The sequence below is a fragment of the Bradyrhizobium sp. A5 genome (genome assembly GCF_042076515.1).
Lineage (GTDB): Bacteria > Pseudomonadota > Alphaproteobacteria > Rhizobiales > Xanthobacteraceae > Bradyrhizobium > Bradyrhizobium cosmicum.
The window spans coordinates 2,002,039-2,022,273 of record NZ_CP148990.1 but is presented as its reverse complement, the minus strand read 5'-3'; the positions used below and the strand labels follow the sequence as shown (position 1 = coordinate 2,022,273).

17 protein-coding genes are annotated in these 20,235 nt (G+C 65.1%); 5 read left to right on the top strand and 12 right to left on the bottom strand.

The window, feature by feature from the left end:
• Positions 1-148: 148 nt before the first annotated feature.
• Together WHZ77_RS09495 and WHZ77_RS09490 are read left to right on the top strand one after the other, a co-directional pair.
• A complete protein-coding gene (locus tag WHZ77_RS09495) occupies positions 149-1,279 on the top strand; it encodes a hypothetical protein (RefSeq protein ID WP_375313436.1) in 1,131 nt (376 codons plus the stop codon).
• A gap of 62 nt (positions 1,280-1,341) precedes the next feature.
• Positions 1,342-1,611 carry a TonB-dependent receptor plug domain-containing protein gene (locus WHZ77_RS09490; RefSeq protein ID WP_375313435.1) on the top strand — a complete coding sequence of 90 codons (270 nt, stop codon included), beginning with the start codon at positions 1,342-1,344 and terminating at the stop codon, positions 1,609-1,611.
• On the opposite strand, the gene WHZ77_RS09485 is transcribed toward WHZ77_RS09490, so the two are convergent.
• Positions 1,499-2,950, bottom strand: coding sequence for an alpha/beta hydrolase (locus WHZ77_RS09485; RefSeq protein WP_375313434.1), 1,452 nt, complete (start codon positions 2,948-2,950; stop codon positions 1,499-1,501). The two genes, WHZ77_RS09490 and WHZ77_RS09485, sit on opposite strands and share 113 nt — an antisense overlap.
• Before the next feature lie 266 nt (positions 2,951-3,216).
• Between WHZ77_RS09485 and blaBJP the strand changes: the two genes are divergently transcribed.
• Together blaBJP and WHZ77_RS09475 are read left to right on the top strand one after the other, a co-directional pair.
• Positions 3,217-4,101 carry a BJP family subclass B3 metallo-beta-lactamase gene (gene blaBJP / locus WHZ77_RS09480; RefSeq protein WP_375313433.1) on the top strand — a complete coding sequence of 295 codons (885 nt, stop codon included), beginning with the start codon at positions 3,217-3,219 and terminating at the stop codon, positions 4,099-4,101.
• Positions 4,102-4,447: 346 nt separating this feature from the next.
• Positions 4,448-6,457 carry a putative bifunctional diguanylate cyclase/phosphodiesterase gene (locus tag WHZ77_RS09475; RefSeq protein WP_375313432.1) on the top strand — a complete coding sequence of 670 codons (2,010 nt, stop codon included), beginning with the start codon at positions 4,448-4,450 and terminating at the stop codon, positions 6,455-6,457.
• Positions 6,458-6,463: 6 nt separating this feature from the next.
• Here the strand turns inward: WHZ77_RS09475 and WHZ77_RS09470 are convergent, their stop codons facing one another.
• From WHZ77_RS09470 to WHZ77_RS09435, 8 genes are read right to left on the bottom strand one after another with little or no spacing between them, the layout of a single operon-like run.
• Positions 6,464-7,183, bottom strand: coding sequence for an ABC transporter ATP-binding protein (locus WHZ77_RS09470; RefSeq protein ID WP_375313431.1), 720 nt, complete (start codon positions 7,181-7,183; stop codon positions 6,464-6,466).
• Positions 7,176-7,931, bottom strand: a complete 756-nt coding sequence (locus WHZ77_RS09465) for an ABC transporter ATP-binding protein (RefSeq protein WP_375313430.1) — start codon at positions 7,929-7,931, stop codon at positions 7,176-7,178. The genes WHZ77_RS09470 and WHZ77_RS09465 overlap by 8 nt, the downstream gene beginning before the upstream one ends.
• The gene (locus WHZ77_RS09460) at positions 7,928-8,926 is read right to left on the bottom strand and encodes a branched-chain amino acid ABC transporter permease (protein WP_375313429.1); all 999 of its coding nucleotides are present in this window, start codon (positions 8,924-8,926) and stop codon (positions 7,928-7,930) included. Before WHZ77_RS09460 ends, WHZ77_RS09465 begins: the two co-directional genes overlap by 4 nt.
• On the bottom strand, positions 8,923-9,798 hold the full coding sequence (locus tag WHZ77_RS09455; RefSeq protein WP_375313428.1) for a branched-chain amino acid ABC transporter permease: 876 nt from the start codon (positions 9,796-9,798) through the stop codon (positions 8,923-8,925). Before WHZ77_RS09455 ends, WHZ77_RS09460 begins: the two co-directional genes overlap by 4 nt.
• A gap of 11 nt (positions 9,799-9,809) precedes the next feature.
• On the bottom strand, positions 9,810-11,051 hold the full coding sequence (locus WHZ77_RS09450; RefSeq protein ID WP_375313427.1) for an ABC transporter substrate-binding protein: 1,242 nt from the start codon (positions 11,049-11,051) through the stop codon (positions 9,810-9,812).
• A 22-nt stretch (positions 11,052-11,073) separates the two neighbouring features.
• Entirely contained in the window at positions 11,074-13,449 is a 2,376-nt protein-coding gene (locus WHZ77_RS09445) for a xanthine dehydrogenase family protein molybdopterin-binding subunit (protein ID WP_375313426.1), read from the bottom strand.
• Complete coding sequence (locus tag WHZ77_RS09440) at positions 13,446-13,970, bottom strand: (2Fe-2S)-binding protein (RefSeq protein ID WP_375313425.1); 525 nt, start codon at positions 13,968-13,970, stop codon at positions 13,446-13,448. The genes WHZ77_RS09445 and WHZ77_RS09440 overlap by 4 nt, the downstream gene beginning before the upstream one ends.
• Positions 13,967-14,827: an FAD binding domain-containing protein gene (locus WHZ77_RS09435; protein WP_375314691.1), complete on the bottom strand. Its 861-nt coding sequence runs from the start codon at positions 14,825-14,827 to the stop codon at positions 13,967-13,969. The genes WHZ77_RS09440 and WHZ77_RS09435 overlap by 4 nt, the downstream gene beginning before the upstream one ends.
• Positions 14,828-15,079: 252 nt before the next feature.
• Here WHZ77_RS09435 and WHZ77_RS09430 point away from each other — a divergent pair, with 252 nt between their 5' ends.
• Positions 15,080-15,700 (top strand): TetR/AcrR family transcriptional regulator, encoded by a 621-nt coding sequence (locus WHZ77_RS09430; protein ID WP_375313424.1) that lies wholly within the window; start codon positions 15,080-15,082, stop codon positions 15,698-15,700.
• On the opposite strand, the gene hutU is transcribed toward WHZ77_RS09430, so the two are convergent.
• The 3 genes from hutU to hutI are packed head-to-tail and all read right to left on the bottom strand — an operon-like array spanning position 15,701 to position 20,166.
• Entirely contained in the window at positions 15,701-17,371 is a 1,671-nt protein-coding gene (hutU, locus tag WHZ77_RS09425; RefSeq protein ID WP_375313423.1) for a urocanate hydratase, read from the bottom strand.
• Positions 17,372-17,395: 24 nt separating this feature from the next.
• A complete protein-coding gene (gene hutH / locus WHZ77_RS09420) occupies positions 17,396-18,955 on the bottom strand; it encodes a histidine ammonia-lyase (protein ID WP_375313422.1) in 1,560 nt (519 codons plus the stop codon).
• Positions 18,952-20,166 carry an imidazolonepropionase gene (gene hutI / locus WHZ77_RS09415; RefSeq protein WP_375313421.1) on the bottom strand — a complete coding sequence of 405 codons (1,215 nt, stop codon included), beginning with the start codon at positions 20,164-20,166 and terminating at the stop codon, positions 18,952-18,954. The genes hutH and hutI overlap by 4 nt, the downstream gene beginning before the upstream one ends.
• Between the last annotated feature and the right edge of the window lie 69 nt (positions 20,167-20,235).

Sequence of the window (20,235 nt, the reverse complement as noted above, 5' to 3'; positions counted from 1 at the left end):
TATAAGATCGCCCGCGTCGCGATCACTGTGTAGATGTTCTGCAATTGGTCCCATCTACATTGACAGCGATATGACGGCCGAGGCAGTTTTTCGCATTGCTGGCGAATCAGCGATTGCCTCACGCCGGGTACCTCTTGGATAACTCCCTGTGCTTTCGAGACTGATATCGTTGCTGCGCCGCATTCCCGCGGTGAAATGGGCGTTCACCCGGCTTCGGCCTTTGCCGCACAGCGGCAGCATCGACGTCGCGCCGACCGCCGCAGCCGATTCCACCGCTGCCGACATTGCAGAAGCAACACCGGCTCTCGATAGTATCGTCGCCGAGCCGTTGCAGTGCGACGCCGAGACGGTGGCCGTCAAGGAGGTTTCGGTCTCGACGGTCGAGCGCGAGCCCGTTGATGCTCCCGAGCTCGTCAACGATGATCCGGCCGTGGAACTCCCGGCGAACGGTGAACCGGCCGACGAAGAAGAGGCACCGGCTCTGCCTGCCGAGACGACCGAGAGCAAGCGGTTCGATGCTGCTGAGCCCGTCATCAGCAACCAACCATCGTTCGAAGCCCCGATCAAGGTCGAGCCCGCCGCCGCGGAAGAGGTCTCGGTCTCGTCAGTCGACGTCGCGATCGCTGCGGTTGATGCCCTTGCTCCCATCGTCAGCTACGAGCCCTCCTCTGGAGCCGTCGTGGATGCTGAGCCGATCGTCCTGGCGGACGCCTGCGTTGCTCTCGCCGATGGCGAAGTCTCGACGCCGGACATCGCCGGGGGCAGCATCGAGAGCGATCCCTCCCCAAGTGTCGCGGCCGAGATCGAGCCGGTCTCCACACGCGCTCCTGCGCCAGTTGCTGCACTCGCCGCGGAGGCCACTCCGAGCGCCATCACGCATGTCGCGCCGGAACCGGTCCTCGCGCCCCCCGCCCCGAAGATCTCCAGCGCGCCGAAGGCGCGCGCCAAGATCGCGGACCCCGTCGATCGCGCCATGCTGATCCGGCAGCGCTGGGCGGAGACCGGGATCAGGATGTGGAATCCGCGGCTTCACGGCACCGGCGATGCCACGCTGAACATCCAGGGGCGCGTCGAACTGCTGCCACCTGCGCCCGGCGAAACCATGCCGCGCTACGACAAGCTGGAATTCAGGATGCTGGGCGGGCAGATCGTCTGCGAGGGCATCATCGTCGAGGCACCCGCGCATGGAGGCCAGCGAAATTTCACGCGGCTTGCCGAGCCCGGAAAGACCGACCGGGTCCGCGAACCGGTGGGGGAACGCCAGGCCGTTCTCGCCTGACATTGTTTTCCTGCATCGACGCCACCATATGTTGGGCTGATATCCTGACCATGGGAGATCGCATGCCCGCAAGATTGTTGCGATTGATCGCGATCACCGCCCTCTGCGCCTCGCAGGGAGCTGTTGCCGCCTCCAGCAAGCGGCACCACGCCTATGTGACCGATCCGGCTGCGCCCTATGAGGCTGACCGACTGTCGTCGTCACGCGGCGAGACGATCCTCAACACGCCCGGCCAGACCACCGTCCTGACTCGGCAGGTGCTCGACGACATGAACGCGAGAAGCCTGCGGGATGCCATGCGCTCGACCGCCGGCGTGACGATCGGGCGTTAGGCGTCCAGCGCCGCTTGCGCGGTCGGGGAATCGGATAGCCCTTCCAGACCCACTCCAGTGCCGACGGCAGCGTTTGCGCGATGGTCGGCCGGTCAACGTGCTTGGCGTTCCGCACGAACAGGAACTGGTAGTGGTAGCCCTTCTCCGCCAGCACCTTCGCCGTCAGTGCGTTCGACAAGGTCCAGTCGTGCATGCCGTCGGGGATGGTGGGATTCGGATAGAACAGGTCCTGGTCGCCGCCGAAGAACCAGAAGCGGATCGGTTTCACCGGCGCTGCGGCGATCAGCGGCACACCGGGCGGCTCGGCCGGCGTCAGCACGCCGGCCTTCGAGATGAGATTGGGTCCGGCCGGCCCCGTCCACGCGCTGTGATATTCCCAGGCGCCGCCGCGCAGCGACGGATCATGCGGCCATTGCTGGTTGACCATCGTTGGCGAGAAGGCCAGCACGCGGTGATAGAGATCAGGATAGAACCACGCCATGGTCAAGGCGGCCACGCCGCTCGAGCTCAGCCCCATGGTTGCTCGCCCGTCGGGATCCTTGGTCAGCTTGACGTCGGCGTTCGCCTCGACCAGCGGCAGCACCTCGCGCTCGACGAACTGCGCGTAGGCGCCTGACACCGCGTCATATTCGCGGCCGCGCTGGCTGCCCTGCGCGTCCTGCCCGCCATTGCCGATCTGGATCGCGATCATCGGCGGCACACGGCGCTGCGCGATGAGATTATCGAGCGTGGTGGCGAGGTCCTTGTAGGCGTTGGAGCCGCCGTCGCCGACCACGATGAACGGCGCTTCGGTCCCGCGCACATATTGCGCCGGCACGTAGACGTCGATCGTGCGCGACCAGATTCCGGGATGGCTTGTGGTGACGACCATGTGCGACTTGTCGTCCGGCGCGGTCACAGTGGTCATGATCGAGGAATTGGTGCAGCCGGCAACGTCGTCGCGGATCAGGCCGGGATTGTAGATCGTGCTCTGTTTCGACGAGAGCGTGAACGACTTCGTCGTGCCGCGCGCCACGCCTTCCTTCGCGATGGTCTCCGGCGCGGGGTTGTGGGTCGGGCCGATGATGAAATTGCCTTCGGCCCCCGGTGGCGGCAGCGTTCCGTCAGGCAACTCAGTCGCACGCGGATAGTTGGCGCTTAGAGGATCGCGCGTCGGCGGTGACGTCTTGAAATCAAGCCCTGTCGTGTCGATGAAGAACGGTGCCGCCTTGTCGGTGGTATTGGCGCCGGGCGGCACGGCCATGTTCTGGGTGACGCAGGCCGGCTGGGCCAAGGCTATCGAAGTGCAGGAAACGAGGCAAATCAGCGTCCCCTCGAGGACGGCCCATGAATTGGTCATTTCAGCTCCCGGTGATGACGAGTCTTTCTGGCCCGTCTTGCCGCAAAGTATGACGGGATGCCCGTACGCGGTCAAACGACAAGGGCCGCGCTACCACGATGGCCGCCATGCTCAAACCGGACGGCGACCGTTATTCCGCGCATGCCGTGAAAATTTGACGGCACAAGGCCGTTGCTGCCGCACCGTGCACGACGTAGCTTGCGCACCGGCCGCCGCGCGAAAGCCGCGTGCGGTCAGAATCACAAGAACACTCCGGGAGGCAACCTATGAAGAAGCTCACGGCCGCGCTGTGTGCGCTGGCGTTTTTCGCAACCGGCGCGCAGGCGCAGACGGTCAAGGATTTCATCGCGGCGGTCACCAAGAAATGGACTACGCCGTTCGAGCCATTCCAACTCATCGACAATATCTACTATGTCGGCACCGATGGCATTGCCGTCTACGTCATCAAGACCTCGCAGGGGCTGATCCTGATGGATACCGCGCTTCCGCAGTCGACCGGCATGATCAAGGACAACATCACAAAGCTCGGCCTCAAGGTCGCCGACATCAAGATCATCCTCAACTCGCACGCGCATTTCGATCACACCGGCGGCTTCGCCGAGATCAAGAAAGAGACTGGCGCGCAGCTCGTGGCCGGCGAGCGCGACAAGCCGCTGCTCGAAGGCGGCTACTATCCCGGCGACGAGAAGAACGAGGATCTCGCCTTCCCCGCGGTGAAGGTCGATCGGACCGTGAAGGAAGGCGACAAGGTCACGCTTGGCGACACCACGCTGACGGCGCACGCCACTCCCGGTCACTCGCCGGGCTGCACGAGCTGGGAGATGACCGTCAAGGACGGCGGCCAGGACCGCCAGGTGCTGTTCTTCTGCAGCGGCACGGTGGCGCTGAACCGGCTGGTCGGCCAGCCAACCCATGCCGGCATCGTCGACGACTACCGCGCGACCTATGCCAAGGTGAAGGCGATGAAGATCGACGTCCTGCTCGGACCGCATCCCGATGTCTACGGCATGCAGGCCAAGCGCGCGGCAATGAAGGACGGCGCACCGAACCCGTTCGTCAAGCCCGGCGAGCTCGCGACCTACGCGACCAGCCTGTCGGAGGACTTCGACAAGCAGCTCGCCAAGCAAACAGCGGCGCTGGAGAAGAAATAGCGACCGTCTTACTCTCTCTGCTGCAACGCCGCCTGTCGCCTCTCCCTGAACGGGAAGCGATAGGCGCGACGGCCGTCAGCCATGGCCGCGCGGCAATACGCTGCACCGCTCCGTCACGTGCATGGTTAGCAGGTCGTAGCTGCGGTGATTATGGGCAACTGGTGCCCGAGACGTACGCCTCAGCCGCCGGATATCCTTAACGTGGCCTCACCAATGCACGCGGCCGGAAAATTCCGCGGTAGCGTGCAACCTGCGCAGGCTCCTTCCGCGAAGCCCGCCTAACGCGACCTTTACTCCCGCGAGGCAAGATCGCCCATGTTTGAAGCGATCCGGGGCTCGTATTGCAATGCCTGTCGTCGATTTGAAGTCTCACATTTCCGCCGCGGTGCGGCTGTTTCGCGTTCCCGCCGACAACCCGGACCTCACGCGCGCGCAGTTCAGCGCCTTCTCCAAGCAGATCCCGCTGCTCTACTTCATCCTCATGAGCAACACGATCGCGGTCGCCTACACCTATGTGAACGTGGCGCCGGACTGGCTGACGATGATCGTCCCCTCCGTGCTGACCTTGCTCGCCGCGCTTCGGACTTTCTGGTGGCTGCGCCAGCGCCACCTCGTGCGCAGCGATGCCGACATCCTGCGCAACCTGCGCTCCACGAACTGGATGACGCTACCGATCGCCGCCGGCTTCACCGGATGGTCGTTCGCGCTCTACCCTTATGGCGATCCCTTCGCCAAAAGCCAGGTCGCCTTCTACATGGCGGTGACCGTGATCGGCTGCATCTTCTCGCTGATGCATCTGCGCTCGGCGGCGCTGATCGTCACCCTGGTCGTCGACGTGCCCTATGTGCTGTTCTTCTGGGCGACGGGGGAGCCGACGCTGAAGGCGATCGCGGTCAACAACCTCCTCGTGTCTGGCGCGATGGTGACGGTGCTGTTCATCTACTATCGCGACTTCGCCGACCTCGTCGCCAGCCGCAAGTCGCTGCTGGCACAGCAGGCCGCGACACAGGCGCTCTCCGACGAGAACTTCCGCCTCGCCAATCTGGATTCGCTCACCGAGCTGCCGAACCGCCGCCGTTTCTTCGCCGAGCTATCGAGCGCCTTCGCTGACGCCGAGCGCAGAAAGGTTCGCGTCGCGGTCGGGATCATCGACCTCGACGGCTTCAAGCCCATCAACGACAATTACGGGCACTCGGTCGGCGACCGCGTCCTGATCGAGGCGAGCCGTCGTATCCGCGAGGTCTGCGAGGGCTTTGGTCCGCAGCGGGTAGAGTTCGCCCGGCTCGGCGGCGACGAGTTCGGTCTCGTCGTGTGCGGCGACCCCGATGATTTGGACCTGACGCGGCTCGGCGAACGCATCGGCGACCAGGTCAAGCTCCCTTACCAGCTCGATACTGCTCATACCGGCCTGTCCTGCTCGATCGGCTTCGCGCTGTTTCCTCAATCGGCAACGACGGCAGAGGCGCTGTATGAGTGCGCCGACTATTCGCTCTATCACGCCAAGCGCCATCTGCGCGGCAGCACCGTGATCTTCTCGAGCGAGCTCGAAGCCGAGATCCGCAGCCGCGGCGTCATCGAGACTCTGTTGCGGACCGCTGATTTCAACACCGAGATGGACCTCGTGTTTCAGCCGATCGTGGACGCCATGAGCGAGCATACCGCCGGCTTCGAAGTCCTGGCACGCTGGCGCAGCTCCCGCCTCGGCCTGGTCTCGCCGGCTGACTTCATTCCGGCCGCCGAGCGCATCGGCTTGATCCGGCCACTGACGCAGGCGTTGCTCGGGCGCGCGCTCGCGACTGCCAGGACCTGGCCCGACGACATCCGACTGTCGTTCAATCTCTCCGCCCACGACGTCTGCGCGGCCGAGGGCATCCTGCCGTTGATCTCCATCATCGAGAAAAGCGGCGTGCCGCCCCACCGGATCGATTTCGAGATCACCGAGACCGCCGTGACCTTCGATTTCGCGCGTGCGCAGCAATCGATCGCGACACTGAAGGCCATGGGCTGCGGCATTTCGCTGGACGATTTCGGGACGGGCTATTCCTCGCTGAGCCACGTGCACCGGCTGCCGCTCGACAAGATCAAGGTCGACCGCAGCTTCGTCGCGGACATCAACGAAAATCCGGTGAGCCACAAGATCATCAAGTCACTCGCGGGCCTGTGCGACGACATGGAGATTGCCTGCGTCGTCGAGGGCGTCGAGACCCGCGCCCAGCTCGACAGCCTGCGCCGGCTCGGATGCGACTTCATCCAGGGCTATTATTTCGCAAGGCCCATGCCGGGCGACGCGATTGGCGACTATCTCGCGAACGAACGGCAGCGGCTCGACCACGCCGGGGCCAAGGTCGTGGCTTGAGACCACTCACACCGCGCAGTAACGCTCCTGGATGTCCTTGTCGGCCAGCAGCGCGGCGGCGCTGCTCTCATGCACCACCTCGCCCTGATCGATGATCACGGCACGGTCTGCGAGCCGCAGCGCCCATTCGACGTTCTGCTCGACCAGCAACAGCGTCTTGCCTTCGTCGCGCAGACGGCGGAACAGCACGCCCATCTCCTCGACCAGGACAGGCATGATGCCTTCCGAGGGCTCGTCGAGCAGGATCATTCTTGGCTTGGCGATCAGCGCGCGGGCGATCGCGAGCATCTGCTGCTCGCCTCCCGACAGCGTGACGCCCTCCTGATCAAGGCGCTCCTTGAGGCGTGGGAAGGTCTCGGCAATCTCGTCGATCGCGGCGCGCTCCTCGATATCGCTTCCGGCCGCGACGAGGCCGAGACGAAGGTTCTCGCGCACGGAGAGCCCGGGAACGATGCGGCGCTCCTCCGGCACGTAGGCCAGACCGAGATGAAAACGCTGATGGGCGCGGAGCGACAGCAGCTCCCTGCCAGCAAAGCGCACGCGACCCGTGGCCTTCGGCATCAGACCCATCATGGCCCGCAGGGTCGTCGTCTTGCCGGCGCCGTTGCGGCCGACGAGAGCGACCACTTCGCCCGGATTCACGTGCAGGGAGATGCCGTGGAGGATGTGGCTCGGGCCATACCAGGCGTGAAGATCATTGATTTCGAGCAGCGCGGTCTCAGCCATAGCCTTCACTCTGTCCGAGGTAGACCCGGCGGACTTCCGGATTGCTCCTGATCTCGTCGGGCGCGCCGTCGGCCAGCAGCCGGCCGTGGTGCAGCACCACGACGCGCTTGGACAGGCCCAGCACCATCTTCATCTTGTGCTCGACGAGGAGGACGGTGCGCTTCTCGGCCAGGCGTTCGAGCAACGCGACCATGTCCTTGGTCTCTTCCGGCCCCATGCCCGCGGTCGGCTCGTCCAGCAACAGCAGCTCGGGCTCGGAGACCAACGCGATCGCGATCTCCAGCGCGCGCTGCTGGCCGTGCGACAGGAACTTTGCAAGTTCGCCGCGCCTGGAGAGCAGCCCGACGGCGTCAAGCGCAGCATCGGCGCGCGCGTTCAGCTCGGTCAGCCGGGCGCGGTTGCGCCAGATGTCGTAGCTCACGGTCAGTGCCTGCGCCGCTACGCGGACATTCTCGTGCACGGACAGGTCCGGAAAGATGTTGGTGATCTGGTAGGACCGCGAGATGCCCTGATGCACGAAACGGTGCTGCGGCAGGCCGCTCAGCTCGCGTCCCCTGAAGTGCAGCTTGCCTGATGTTGGGGTCAACGCGCCGGAGAGGATGTTGAAAAACGTGCTCTTGCCGGCGCCGTTCGGCCCGATGATCGAAGTGAGCTGCCCCGCGGCAAAGGACACCGTGATGCCTTCGAGCGCTGTGAATCCGCCAAAGCGCTTGCCGATCCCCTCGACGCGAAGCAGTTCGCTGCTCATGACCGCGCCTTTCCGATGCCGAGGGCGTCGAGCAGCGTGCCCCAGATGCCCTTGGGCAGGAACAGCACGAACAGGACGAAGATCGCGCCGACAAATATCTGCCAGTGCGGCGTCCAGAGCGAAATGACGTCCTCCAGGATCAGGAAGCTCGCCGCCCCTACGAAGGGCCCGAAGAAGCTGCGCGCGCCACCGAGCAACACCATCATCACGATCATGCCGGAGGTCTGGTAGTGCAAGAGGTCCAGCGGCACGATCGACAGATGCAGCGCCAGCATGCAGCCGCCGAGCGAAGAGATCGCGCCCGACAGCATGAACACGATCAGCTTGCTGCGCTCGACGTCATAGCCGCAGGCCCGCGCCCGCTGCTCGTTCTCGCGGATGGCCTCGATCACGGCGCCGAACGGCGAATTCAGGATGCGGGACTGGAACCACATCGCCAGCGCCGCGAAGGCCATCAGCACGTAGTATTTGTTGACGGGGTCGAGGAAGTTGACCTGAAAGCCGAAGAGACTGATGCGGTCGACCGTGAATCCGCGCAGGCCGTTCTCGCCGCCGGTGAAGGAGGAGGCCTGCAGCGCGACGTAATAGACCAGCTGGGCCAGCGCCAGCGTCACCATGGAGAAATAGATGCCCCGGGTGCGCGTCGAGACCATGCCGATCGCGGCGGCGAGGCATGTGCTGAGGAGGACGGCGATCGGTACCGCGGCAAACCAGGGCATGCCGTAGCGGCCGATCGCAATGCCGGTGAAATAGGCGCCGGCGCCGAAGAACGCCGCCTGGCCGAACGACAGCAGCCCGGTGTAGCCGAACAGCAGATTGTAGCCCATCACCACGACACCGTAGATCAGGACGTTGACGGCGAGCGCCTGCGACGGCAGCAGCCAGGGCAGCACGGCCAGCACCGCAATCGACAGCAGCACGCGCTGCTCAAGCAGCCAGCCGAGCCCGCTGGACGCCGGTTTGGCGACCGCTCCGCCGCTCGATGGTGACGTCACGCGGTCCTCCCTCTCACGCCGAAAAGGCCCTCCGGACGGATCAGCAGCACCACCGCCATCAGCGCGAACATCACGATGGTCGCCATTTCAGGGGCAAACAGCGCGACCAGGCTGATGGAAATGCCGACCATCAGGCCGGCCACGACCGCGCCGACGATCGAGCCGAGGCCGCCGATCACGGTCACCACGAAGGCCTCCGCCAGCACCAGCGAGCCCATCTCCGGATTGACGCTGCGCATGGGCCCCGCGAGCACGCCGCCCAGCGCGGCCAGCCCGACCCCCAGCCCGAAGATCGCAAGCCAGACCCGGCCGATATCGACACCGAGCACCTGCATGATGGTGGGATCGCGAGCGCCGGCGCGCACGATCAGGCCGACGCGGGTCTTCTCCAGCGTGAGCCAGAGCACCAGCAACACCACGGCGACCAGCGCGATGACGAACAACCGGTAGCGCGGGAAGAAGCCGATGCCGAGATCAAGCACGCCGACCAGCTGCGGCGGGGTCGGAAACGGAATGCCGTCGCTGCCGAACACGATGCGCACGCCCTCGACCAGGATATAGCTAAGTCCGAAGGTGAGCAGCAACGGATCGTCGATCGAACGTCCATAGAGCCTGCGGATCAGGACGAACTCGATCAGCATGCCGAAGGCGCCGATCAAGATGGGCGCGAGCAGCAACCCCCACCAGAAGCTTCCGGTGAGCGATGCCAGATACAGCCCCGCATAGGCCCCGATCATGAACAGCGCGCCATGGGCGAAATTGACCACCCCCAGCATGCCGAACACGATCGTCAGTCCAAGCGCAGTGATCACCAGGACCGCGCCAAGCGCGATCCCGGAGAGAAGCTGCATGATGATCAGCGACAGGTCCATGGTAACAGGCTTCAGGTCGCGTGGCCGAGCTCGCTGCAGCTGCGCAGCATGTCGTCGGAACCTGCGTCATTGGCCAGGATCGCGAACAGATCGTTGTCGTTGGCCATGGCGGACTTCTTCTTGGATTCCAGCACCAGCACCGACTGCACCGACTGGTGGTCGCATTTGCGGTAATGCTGAGGCCCCTTGGTCAAATCGTACTGCAACTTCTCCAGGGCATCGACGACCTTGTCTGTGTCGGTGCCACCGGCGGCCTGCATCGCAGCCAGCAACGACCCGACGCCGGAATAGCCATAGGCGCCGTAGTCGGTCGGGATCGCGCCGCCATTGGCGGCCTTGAACGCCGCGTTGAAGCTGGTAGCCGACTTGCTCTGCGTCTCCAGGCCCCAGAAATAGTTGGAGCCGCCGACGACGCCCTCGAACACGTCGGGGCCGACCGCAAGGCGCTGGTTGTGCAGGATGACAGGCACCACGATCTTCATCTGCTGCTTGACGCCGAAATCCACCGCCTGCTTGATCGCGTTGGCCTGGTCGCGGCCGAAATTGGAGATACAGAGCACATCAGGCCGCAACGACATCAGGCGCGGCATGAAGGTGGAATAGTCGGCCGCACCGAACGGATGCAGGATCTCGCCGACGGTATCGGCGCCGATCGCGGTCTGCGCGCGCTTGAAGCCACGCAGCATCTCATGCCCATAGGCATAGTCGGCGACGAGATGGGCGACCTTCATGCCCTTCTTCAGGGTTTGGCGCGCCACGGCAGCGGTCGTCATGTGCGGATTGAGCGCCTCGTGGAAGGTATACTTGCTGAAATCCTTGGCCTCGTTGATGGTGTCGGACTGGCTGATCGAGACGTAGATCACGCCGCGGGCGCGCGTGACTTCGTTGACCGCGAGCTGCACGGCGCTGGAGAGCGCGCCGACTACGGCATGAACCTTGTCCTTCTCGATCAACTCGAGGGTACGGGTCGCAGCTTCGCCCGCGTTGAGCTTGTCGTCCCGCACCAAGAGCTCGACCTTGCGGCCGCCGACGCCGCCCTTGTCATTGACGAGCTTGACGGCGAGCTCGGCGCATTTGACCTGGTCGCGCGCTTCAGCAGCGAACGGGCCGGTGAGCGGCGTCGGAAAGCCGATTCGGATCGTCTCGTCAGCGGCACGGCCGAGACGAGGCATGGCGAGCAGGGCCGCGCCGGCCGACAAGCCGGCGAGCGCGGTGCGGCGGGTGATCTTCGAAGTCGAACCGGATTTGGGCATGATTTCCTCCAACTGTTTTTTTCTAGAAACGCTTCAGGGCTTTCAGGACTTTTGTCGGCGTGATCGGAATCGAATTGATCGTCGCATCGAGCGGCACGAGCGCGTCGTTGACGGCGTTGAGCACACAGGCGGACGCAGCCGCCGTGCCGGCCTCGCCAACCCCCTTGGCGCCGAGCTCAGTGTCTGCGGTCGGCGTCTCGACATGGCCGATGACGATGTCGGGCATTTCCATCGGCATCGGCACGAGGTAGTCGGCCAGCGAGCCGTTCACGAGCTGGCCGGTCTCGCTGTAGCGGCACTCCTCGAACAGCGCCGCGCCCAGCCCCTGCACGATGCCGCCGCGCAGCTGCTCGTCCACCAGCATCGGATTGATGACGCGGCCGCAATCTTCGACGATGAAATGCTTCAGCACCTTGATGAAGCCGGTCTCGACATCGACCTCCAGCGCGCAGCCCTGGATGCCATTGGTGAAGGCGAAGGGATAGCCCTGCGGGGCGAAGTGATGGCTGACGGTGAGCTGCGCCTGCGTGCCAGGCGGCAGCGTATCGGAGCGGAAATAGGCGATACGCGCGATCTCGGAGATCGGCATGCGCTGGTTCCGCGTCACCGCATCGACGACTTCGCCGTCGATGATGTCGAGCGACGACGGCTGCTCCTGGAGGATCAGCGCGGCGATCTCCAGAATGTTGCGCTTGAGCGCGCGCGTGGCCTGCAGCGCAGTCTCGCCGCCGATGCCGGCACCGCGGCAGGCCCAGGTCGCGCCGCCATGCGGCGTCACCTCGGTATCCCCCGTGATGACCTTGACGCGCTCCTGCGCGAGGCCGAGCTGGTCGGCCACGATCTGGCTGATGATGGCCTCGGTGCCCTGCCCCTGCTCGGTGACCGAGATCAGGCAGCGCACCTCGCCCGACGGCGTCAGGCTGAGGATCGCGCCGTCCTGCGAGGAGATGCGCGCGCCGCCGACGCCGTAGAACGCCGGGCTCGGATTGGTGATCTCGACAAAGGCCGCGATGCCGATGCCACGGTGGACCCCGCGCTTGCGCAACTCCGCCTGTTCGGCACGCAGCGTGTCATAGTCCATCATCTCGTGCAGGCGCTTCAGGCAGGCCTGATGCGACAGCGCCTCGAAGCGGTAGCCAGTCGGCGAGGTCTGCGGATAGGCGTCGTCGGCGATCACGTTCCGCGCACGGATCGCGAAGGGATCGAGGCCTAGTTTCGCCGCTGCCATGTCGACCAGCCGCTCGGTGACGGCGCAGGCGATGGGATGTCCGACCGCGCGGTACTGGCTGGTCTGGACCTTGTTCTGGAAGATCACCTCAAGCGCGGCGCGATAGTTCTTGAAGCGATAGGGCGCGCCCATCAGGCGGATCACCTGGTTGCCCTCGACCACACTGGTGCGCGGATAGCTCGAGAACGCGCCGATCGCGGTCAGGTCCACGACGTCCATCGCCAGGATCTCCCCCTTGGCATCGATCGCCATGCGGGCATGGACGCGATGGTCACGCGCGTGAATGTCGGAGACGAAGGACTCGATGCGGTCGGCGACGTATTTGACGGGACGGCCGAGCAAGATCGAGAGGCCGACCACCGCCATGTCCTCGTGATAGACATGCAGCTTCATCCCGAAGGAGCCGCCGATATCGGTCGCGATGACGCGAACGCGGGCTTCCGGGATGCCATAGTGGCGCGAATAGAGGTCCTGGAACTGATAAGGCGTCTGTGTGGCGTGATGCACCGTGAGCGCGCCGGCGGCGGGATCATAATCAGCGACGATCGCGCGCGGCTCCAGCGTCACCGCGGTATGGCGGCCAAAGGAGAGCTCCTCCTCCACCACATGGGCCGCATGCGCAAAGGCCTCGTCGACCGCGCCGCTGTCCAGCTGGCTGCGGAAGCAGACATTGTTGACGCTATCGGGATTGATCAGCGGTCCGCCAGGCTCTCGTGCGCCATCAATGTTGACAACGAGAGGCAACTCCTCGTAGCCAACCTCAACCAATTCCAGAGCGTCTTCCGCGATCGCCCGACTCTCGGCGACGACGGCGACCACCGCCTGCCCGGCCCAGACCACGCGATCCAGCGGCAGCGGCAATTGCGGTGCCGAGGTCATCCCCTTGAAATGATCGAGCGTGCCGATCCAGGGTGTGCAGATCTTTGCGAGATCAGCGCCCACGGCGACGAGATGCACACCTTCGAGCGCGCGCGCCTGCTCGGTGTTGATGGCAACGATCTTCGCATGCGCATAGGGGCTGCGCAGGAAGGCGGCATACAGCATGCGCGGCAGCCGGAGGTCGCTGATATAGCGCCCGCGCCCGGCGAGGAGCCGCTTCGCGTTGGGCCGCGGCACGGAGCGGCCGATGTAAGAATTCGGCCGATCGAGCGAGGTCAGCGGCGCACTCATGTAGCGCCTCCCTCTTCGCTGCGTGCCCTGGCGACGGCATCGATGGCGTCGATGATTGCCTCATAGCCGGTGCAGCGGCAGTAATTGCCCGACAGCGCGTCGCGGATCTCTTCGCGGCTCGGCCGCACGATTTGCGACAGCAGCTCATGGGCGTTGACCAGCATGCCCGGCGTGCAGAAGCCGCATTGCAGGGCGTTACGGCGATGGAATTCGGCCTGGAGATCGGCGACCGCCCCGCTCTCGGTAAGGCCCTCGATCGTGTCGATCTTCGCGCCGTCGGCCTGAACCGCGAACATCAGGCAGGCGTGCACGGCCCGGCCGTCGAGCTGCACCAGACAGGCGCCGCAGGCGCCCATCTCGCAGCCGGCATGCGTACCCGTCAGTTCGAGCGCGTTGCGCAGGCAATCGACCAGCGTCTCCCGTGGCGCGACCTCGCACGCGACCTTGCGGCCATTGACGATGAAGCGGACCCGCACAGTCTTGTCCACATCATCCAGAAGAGTTTCGTCAAAGCCGCTCATGCGCCCTCACCAAGACGCCCGAGCAGGCGACCGAGCAGCACGCGTGCGAGATGCAGCCGCATCGCGGACGGCACTTCATCGCTGTCGGGCGGCGCGAGATCGCCTTCGAGCACGGCCTGCGCGGCGGCGATACGAATCGAATCAAGGCTGGCGCCGATCAGGGTTGCCTCGGTCCCCTTCACCCGCGTCGGCGTATTGCCGACCGAGAAGAAGGAGATGCGGATATCGTCGATGCGATCTCCGGCGCAAGTCGCGAGTATGCCGCATCCGACCAGCGCATAGTCGCCGCGCCGCCGCGCCAGTTCGTCGAACGCAAAGCGCTGGTCCGCCCTGAACAGCGGGACATGGATCGCGGTGATCAATTCGCCGGGCTGCAACGCGGTCTCAAACAGGTCGATGAAGAAGTCGTCGGCCTTGACACGCCGGTGGCCTGCAGGGCCCGCGATCTCGATCTCGGCATCCAGCGCCAGAATCATCGCGGGAAATTCGGAAGCCGGATCGGCCAGCGCGACGCTGCCGCCAAGCGTGCCGCGGTTGCGGATCGCGGGATGGGCGACGTAGGGCGCCGCGGCGTGCAGCAGCGGCGCAAATTCGGCGATCAGCGACTCGCTCAACATCTCGCAATGGCGCGTCAGCGCACCGATGCGCAGATAGCTGCCTTCGCGCCTGACGCCGCGCAGCGCGTCGATGTGGGTAATGTCGATCAGAAGCCGCGGCGCCTGCAGCCGTAGCGACAGGGCCGGCACCAGGCTCTGGCCGCCGGCAATGAAACGCGCATCGTCGCCGGCGCGCGCATGTGCGTCGAGCGCCTGGTCGATCGTCGCCGCACGAAAATAGCTGAAAGCCCTCGCCTTCACTGCCGTTTCCTCGATATCCATCGGCTCATCAGCCGGGATGCCAGATTTGTAACCATCTGGTCTCAAAATCCTGACACGACGCCAGGGGGCGGTCAACAGGAAATGACCATTTGGTCACAAATGCGCCTTGAGCTATGAAAGCAGCCAGACGTTCGATTCAGCGACGAAATGGCCCGAAAACCGCACAAACCAGCGAAGCGACCGATCCGGAAGCGGACCCAGACCGGCAAGTCCGCGCCAAAGCGCCGCAACATGCGCGCCGCCGACCGCGAGCGCGCGATCGTGGACGAAGCTGTCCGCTTCTTTGCCGAACGCGGCTTCGAGGGCCAGACTCGCGAGCTCGCCAAACGCATGGGCATCACCCATTCGGCGATCTATCGTCACTTCCCCAGCAAGGAAGCGCTGATCGAGCGCGTCTACCAGGAGGTCTATCTCAGCCGCTGGTCGCCCGATTGGGGTCCGATGATCCGCGACCGCGCGCTGCCGCTGGAAGCACGGCTGACGCGCTTCTATCTCGATTACGTCGAGCGCGTATTCGAGTACAATTGGGTGCGGATCTTCGTCTTCTCCGGGATGAAGTCGTTCGGCATCACCGGCCGCTATCTCGACATCGTCCGCCGCGAGATCATCGAGCCGGCGGCAGCCGAGCTGCGCCACGATCTGAAGCTCCCGGATGCGAAGGCCCATCCGCTGAGCGAGCGCGAGACCGAGCTGTTCTGGGGCCTGCACGGCCGCATCTTCTATCTCGCCATCCGCAAATTCATCTACGAGACGCCGACCCCGTCCGATCTCGACGCGATCGTCCGCGACGCCGTCCAGACCTTCATGGACGGCGCGAAGACGACGATGCCGAAGCTGCTGGAGAGCGGCTAGCTATTTCGCCAGGCTCGGCAGATCGAGCCCCTTGTCACGGGCGCAATCGATCGCGGTCTCATAGCCCGCATCCGCATGGCGCATGACGCCGCTGGCGGGATCGTTCCAGAGCACGCGCTCGATACGCTTTGCCGCCTCAGGCGTGCCGTCCGCAACGATCACCATGCCCGCATGCTGCGAATAGCCGATGCCGACGCCGCCGCCATGGTGCAGCGAGACCCAGGTCGCGCCGCTGGCGCAATTGAGCAGCGCGTTGAGCAGAGGCCAGTCGGAGACCGCATCCGATCCGTCCTTCATCGCCTCGGTTTCGCGGTTGGGACTCGCCACCGAGCCGCTGTCGAGATGATCGCGGCCGATCACGATCGGCGCCTTGAGCTCGCCGCTCGCCACCATCTCGTTGAAGGCAAGACCGAGGCGATGACGATCGCCAAGACCAACCCAGCAAATCCGCGCCGGCAGGCCCTGGAACTTGATGCGCTCCCTGGCCATGTCGAGCCAATTGTGCAGATGCTTGTCGTCGGGCATCAGCTCCTTGACCTTGGCGTCGGTCTTGAAGATGTCCTCGGGATCACCCGACAGCGCCGCCCAGCGGAACGGCCCGACGCCGCGGCAGAACAGCGGGCGGATGTAAGCAGGCACGAAGCCGGGGAAATCGAACGCGTTCTTCAGGCCCATGTCCTGCGCCATCTGGCGGATGTTGTTGCCGTAGTCGAGCGTCGGAATGCCCTGCGCATGGAAATCCAGCATGGCCTGGACATGCTCGACCATCGAAATCTTCGACGCATGCTCGACTGCCTTCGGATCGGAGGCGCGCTTGGCTTCCCAATCGGCCAGCGTCCAGCCCTTCGGCAAATAGCCGTTGATCGGATCATGCGCGCTGGTCTGGTCGGTGACGATGTCGGGCTTGACGCCGCGGCGCACCAGTTCCGGGAAAATCTCGGCGGCATTGCCGAGCAGGCCGACCGAGACCGGCTTTTTCATCTTAGCGGCCTCCGCCATGATCGCAAGCGCTTCGTCGAGTGTTGCGGCCTGACGATCGAGATAGCCGGTACGCAGCCGCATCTCGATGCGGCTTGGCTGGCACTCGACCGCGAGCATGGAGGCTCCCGCCATGGTCGCGGCCAGCGGCTGCGCGCCGCCCATGCCGCCGAGGCCTGCGGTGAGAATCCATTTGCCCGCGAGGCTGCCGCCATAGTGACGACGGCCGACCTCGACGAAGGTTTCGTAGGTGCCCTGCACAATGCCCTGGCTGCCGATATAGATCCATGAGCCCGCGGTCATCTGCCCGTACATCATCAGGCCCTTGCGATCGAGCTCGTTGAAATGATCGAGCGTCGCCCAATGCGGCACGATGTTGGAGTTCGCGATCAGCACGCGCGGCGCGTCGGCATGGGTGCGGAACACACCGACCGGCTTGCCCGACTGCACCAGCAGCGTCTCGTCGCCTTCGAGCTTGCGCAGCGCGTCCGTAATCCGGTCAAAACTCTCCCAGTCGCGCGCGGCGCGGCCGATACCGCCATAGACCACGAGCTCACTCGGGCGCTCCGCCACATCGGGATCGAGATTGTTCATGAGCATGCGCAAGGGCGCTTCCGTCAGCCAGCTCTTGGCGCTGATCTCGCTGCCGCGCGGCGAGCGGATGGTGCGGTCGTTGTCCAGTCGGCGGTTCATGAGGACCTCTTCGGCGAGCCTTGTTCAGTCAAGTTCTGGAAACGGATCATATGACAGCGCAGCGATCGCCTCAGCCGGCAGTACACCGGCCTCGATCAGCGCGGCCGCCCTGGCGAGATCGCCGGCCATGTAGCGGTCAGCGCCGAGTGCGGGCACCTGCGCGCGAAGGGCGGCGATGACGGCAACGAGCGGCGCGCTGGTCGCATGCGGCGCCCGCAGCGTGATGCCTTGGGCAGCGACCAGAAGCTCGATACCCAAAATGGCGGCGAGGTTGTCCGCCATATCGGACAAGCGTCGCGCGGCATGCGCGGCCATCGAGACATGGTCTTCCTGGTTGGCGCTGGTCGGCGTCGAATCGATTGAGCAGGCCGCCGCACGCTGCTTGTTCTCGGCATAGAGCGCGGCCGCCGTGACCTCCGCGATCATGAAGCCGGAATTGATGCCGGGATCTGGCGTGAGGAACGGCGGCAGGCCGAAATTGAGCGCGGGATCGACCAGTGTCGCGATGCGCCGCTCGCTGATCGCGCCGATCTCCGACAGCGCCAGCGCGATAGCATCGGCGGCGAACGCCACCGGCTCGGCGTGGAAATTGCCGCCGGAGACGATCTCGCCGGTCTCGACCAGCACCAGCGGATTATCGGTGACCGCATTGGCTTCGACGATCAGCGTGCGTGCGGCCTGCGTGATCAGATCGAGCGCCGCCCCCGTGACCTGCGGCTGGCAGCGCAGGCAATAAGGATCCTGCACGCGCTCGTCGCCTTCGAGATGCGACAAGCGGATATCGCTGCCGTCGAGCAACGCCATCAACGTTGCGGCCGCGGCGATCTGCCCGGGATAACCGCGCAGCGCCTGGATTTCGGAACGGAACGGCGCCGTCGATGCCATCGCCGCATCCACCGACAACGCGCCGGTCACGAGCGCAGCGCGAGCCAGCCCAAACGCGCGCAGCACGCCGGAAATGGCGTAGGCGGTCGAGAACTGCGTGCCGTTGATCAGCGCGAGCCCCTCCTTGGGGCCGAGCGTCAGCGGCGCCAGCCCGGCGACGGAGAGCGCATCGTGGCCGGGTACGATCCTGCCGCCAACGATCGCCTGGCCCTCTCCGATCATCACAGCGGTCATATGCGCGAGCGGCGCGAGATCGCCGGATGCGCCGACCGATCCCTGCTGCGGCACCAGCGGATAGACACCGCGCCCGAGCATGGCCTGCAGCTGCTCGACCACCTCGCGGCGCACGCCAGAAGCCCCACGCCCGAGCGATACGATCTTCAGCGCCATCATCAGCCGGACGATCGGCTCCGGCGTCGCCGCACCAACGCCGCAACAATGCGAGACGATGAGGTTGCGCTGGAGCAGCGCGGTCTGGTCTGGAGGAATGCGCTTTGACGCCAGCTTTCCGAAACCGGTGTTGATGCCGTAGACAGGTAGGCTAGCTTGCGCGGCCTTCGCGACGATCTCGGCTGCGGCGTCGACGCGCGGCCAGAACGATGGATCGAGAGCGACAGGAGCGCCCTCCAGCACGCGCGCGAGATCGTCGAGGTTGACAGTACCCGGCTTGACGACGATCGGTGCGCCCTGCTCCGTCACTGCCCTCTCCACACTCGCCGGTGCAGCGGATTGAAGCCGATGCGGTAGACGAGTTCGGCCGGACGCTCGATGTCCCAGATGGCGAGATCGCACCATTTGCCGGCCTCCAGCGTGCCGGTCTCAGCGAGCAGACCGAGCGCCCGTGCCCCTTCGCGGGTGATGCCCGCGAGGCATTCGGCCACCGTCATCCGGAACAGCGTCGCCCCCATGTTCATCGCAAGCAGCAACGACGTCAGCGGCGAGCTGCCCGGATTGCAGTCGGTCGCGAGCGCCATGTGCACGCCGTGCTTGCGAAACGCATCGACCGGCGGCTTATGCGTCTCGCGAATGAAATAGAAGGCGCCGGGCAGCAGCACCGCCACCGTTCCGGCGGTCGCCATCGCGGCAGCGCCGGCCTCGTCTGTGTGTTCAAGATGATCGGCAGACAGCGCGGAGAATTGTGCGGCGAGCGCTGCGCCGCCGAGATTCGACAATTGATCAGCGTGCAGCTTGACCGGCAGCCCGAGCACTCTCGCCGTCTCGAACACCCGTGCGGTCTGCTCGGCGGAGAACGCGATGCCCTCCATGAAGGCGTCGACGGCATCGGCAAGGCCGGCCTTTGCAACGGCCGGCAGCATCTTCTTGCAGACGAGATCGATGTAGCGATCCTTGTCGCCATCGGCTTCCACAGGCAGCGCATGCGCGCCGAGGAAGGACGTGCGGATCGCAACCGGCCGCTGACGGCCGAGACTGCGCGCGGCCGCGAGTTGCCGCATCTCGGTCTCCGTCTCGAGGCCATAGCCGGACTTGATCTCGATCGTGGTGGCGCCCTCGCCGATCAGCGCATCAAGCCGCGGCAGCGCGTGTGCGACAAGCTCGGCCTCGCTCGCCTTGCGCGTCGCGGCCACCGTCGAGACGATGCCGCCGCCGGCGCGCGCGATCTCTTCGTAGCTCGCGCCCTTCAGGCGCAGCTCGAACTCGTGCGCACGGTTGCCGCCATAGACGAGATGAGTATGGCAATCGACGAGCCCCGGCGTGATCCAGCGCCCCTCGCAATCGATGCGCTTGATCGCGTCCGCATCGATAGGGAAATCCGCCGCGGCACCCGCATAGACGATGTGGCCGCCACGTATGGCGATCACGCCATGCTCGATCTCGCCGAGATCGGGACGGTCGGCTCGCATCGTGGCGAGCCGGGCGTTGTGCCAGATCCGGTCGAAGCGCTCTGCCATGAAGGTCTCCCTTCGCCGTGGGATGCTTGACTTATATGTCTAGACATATAATCGTGGGGCGGTTCTGTC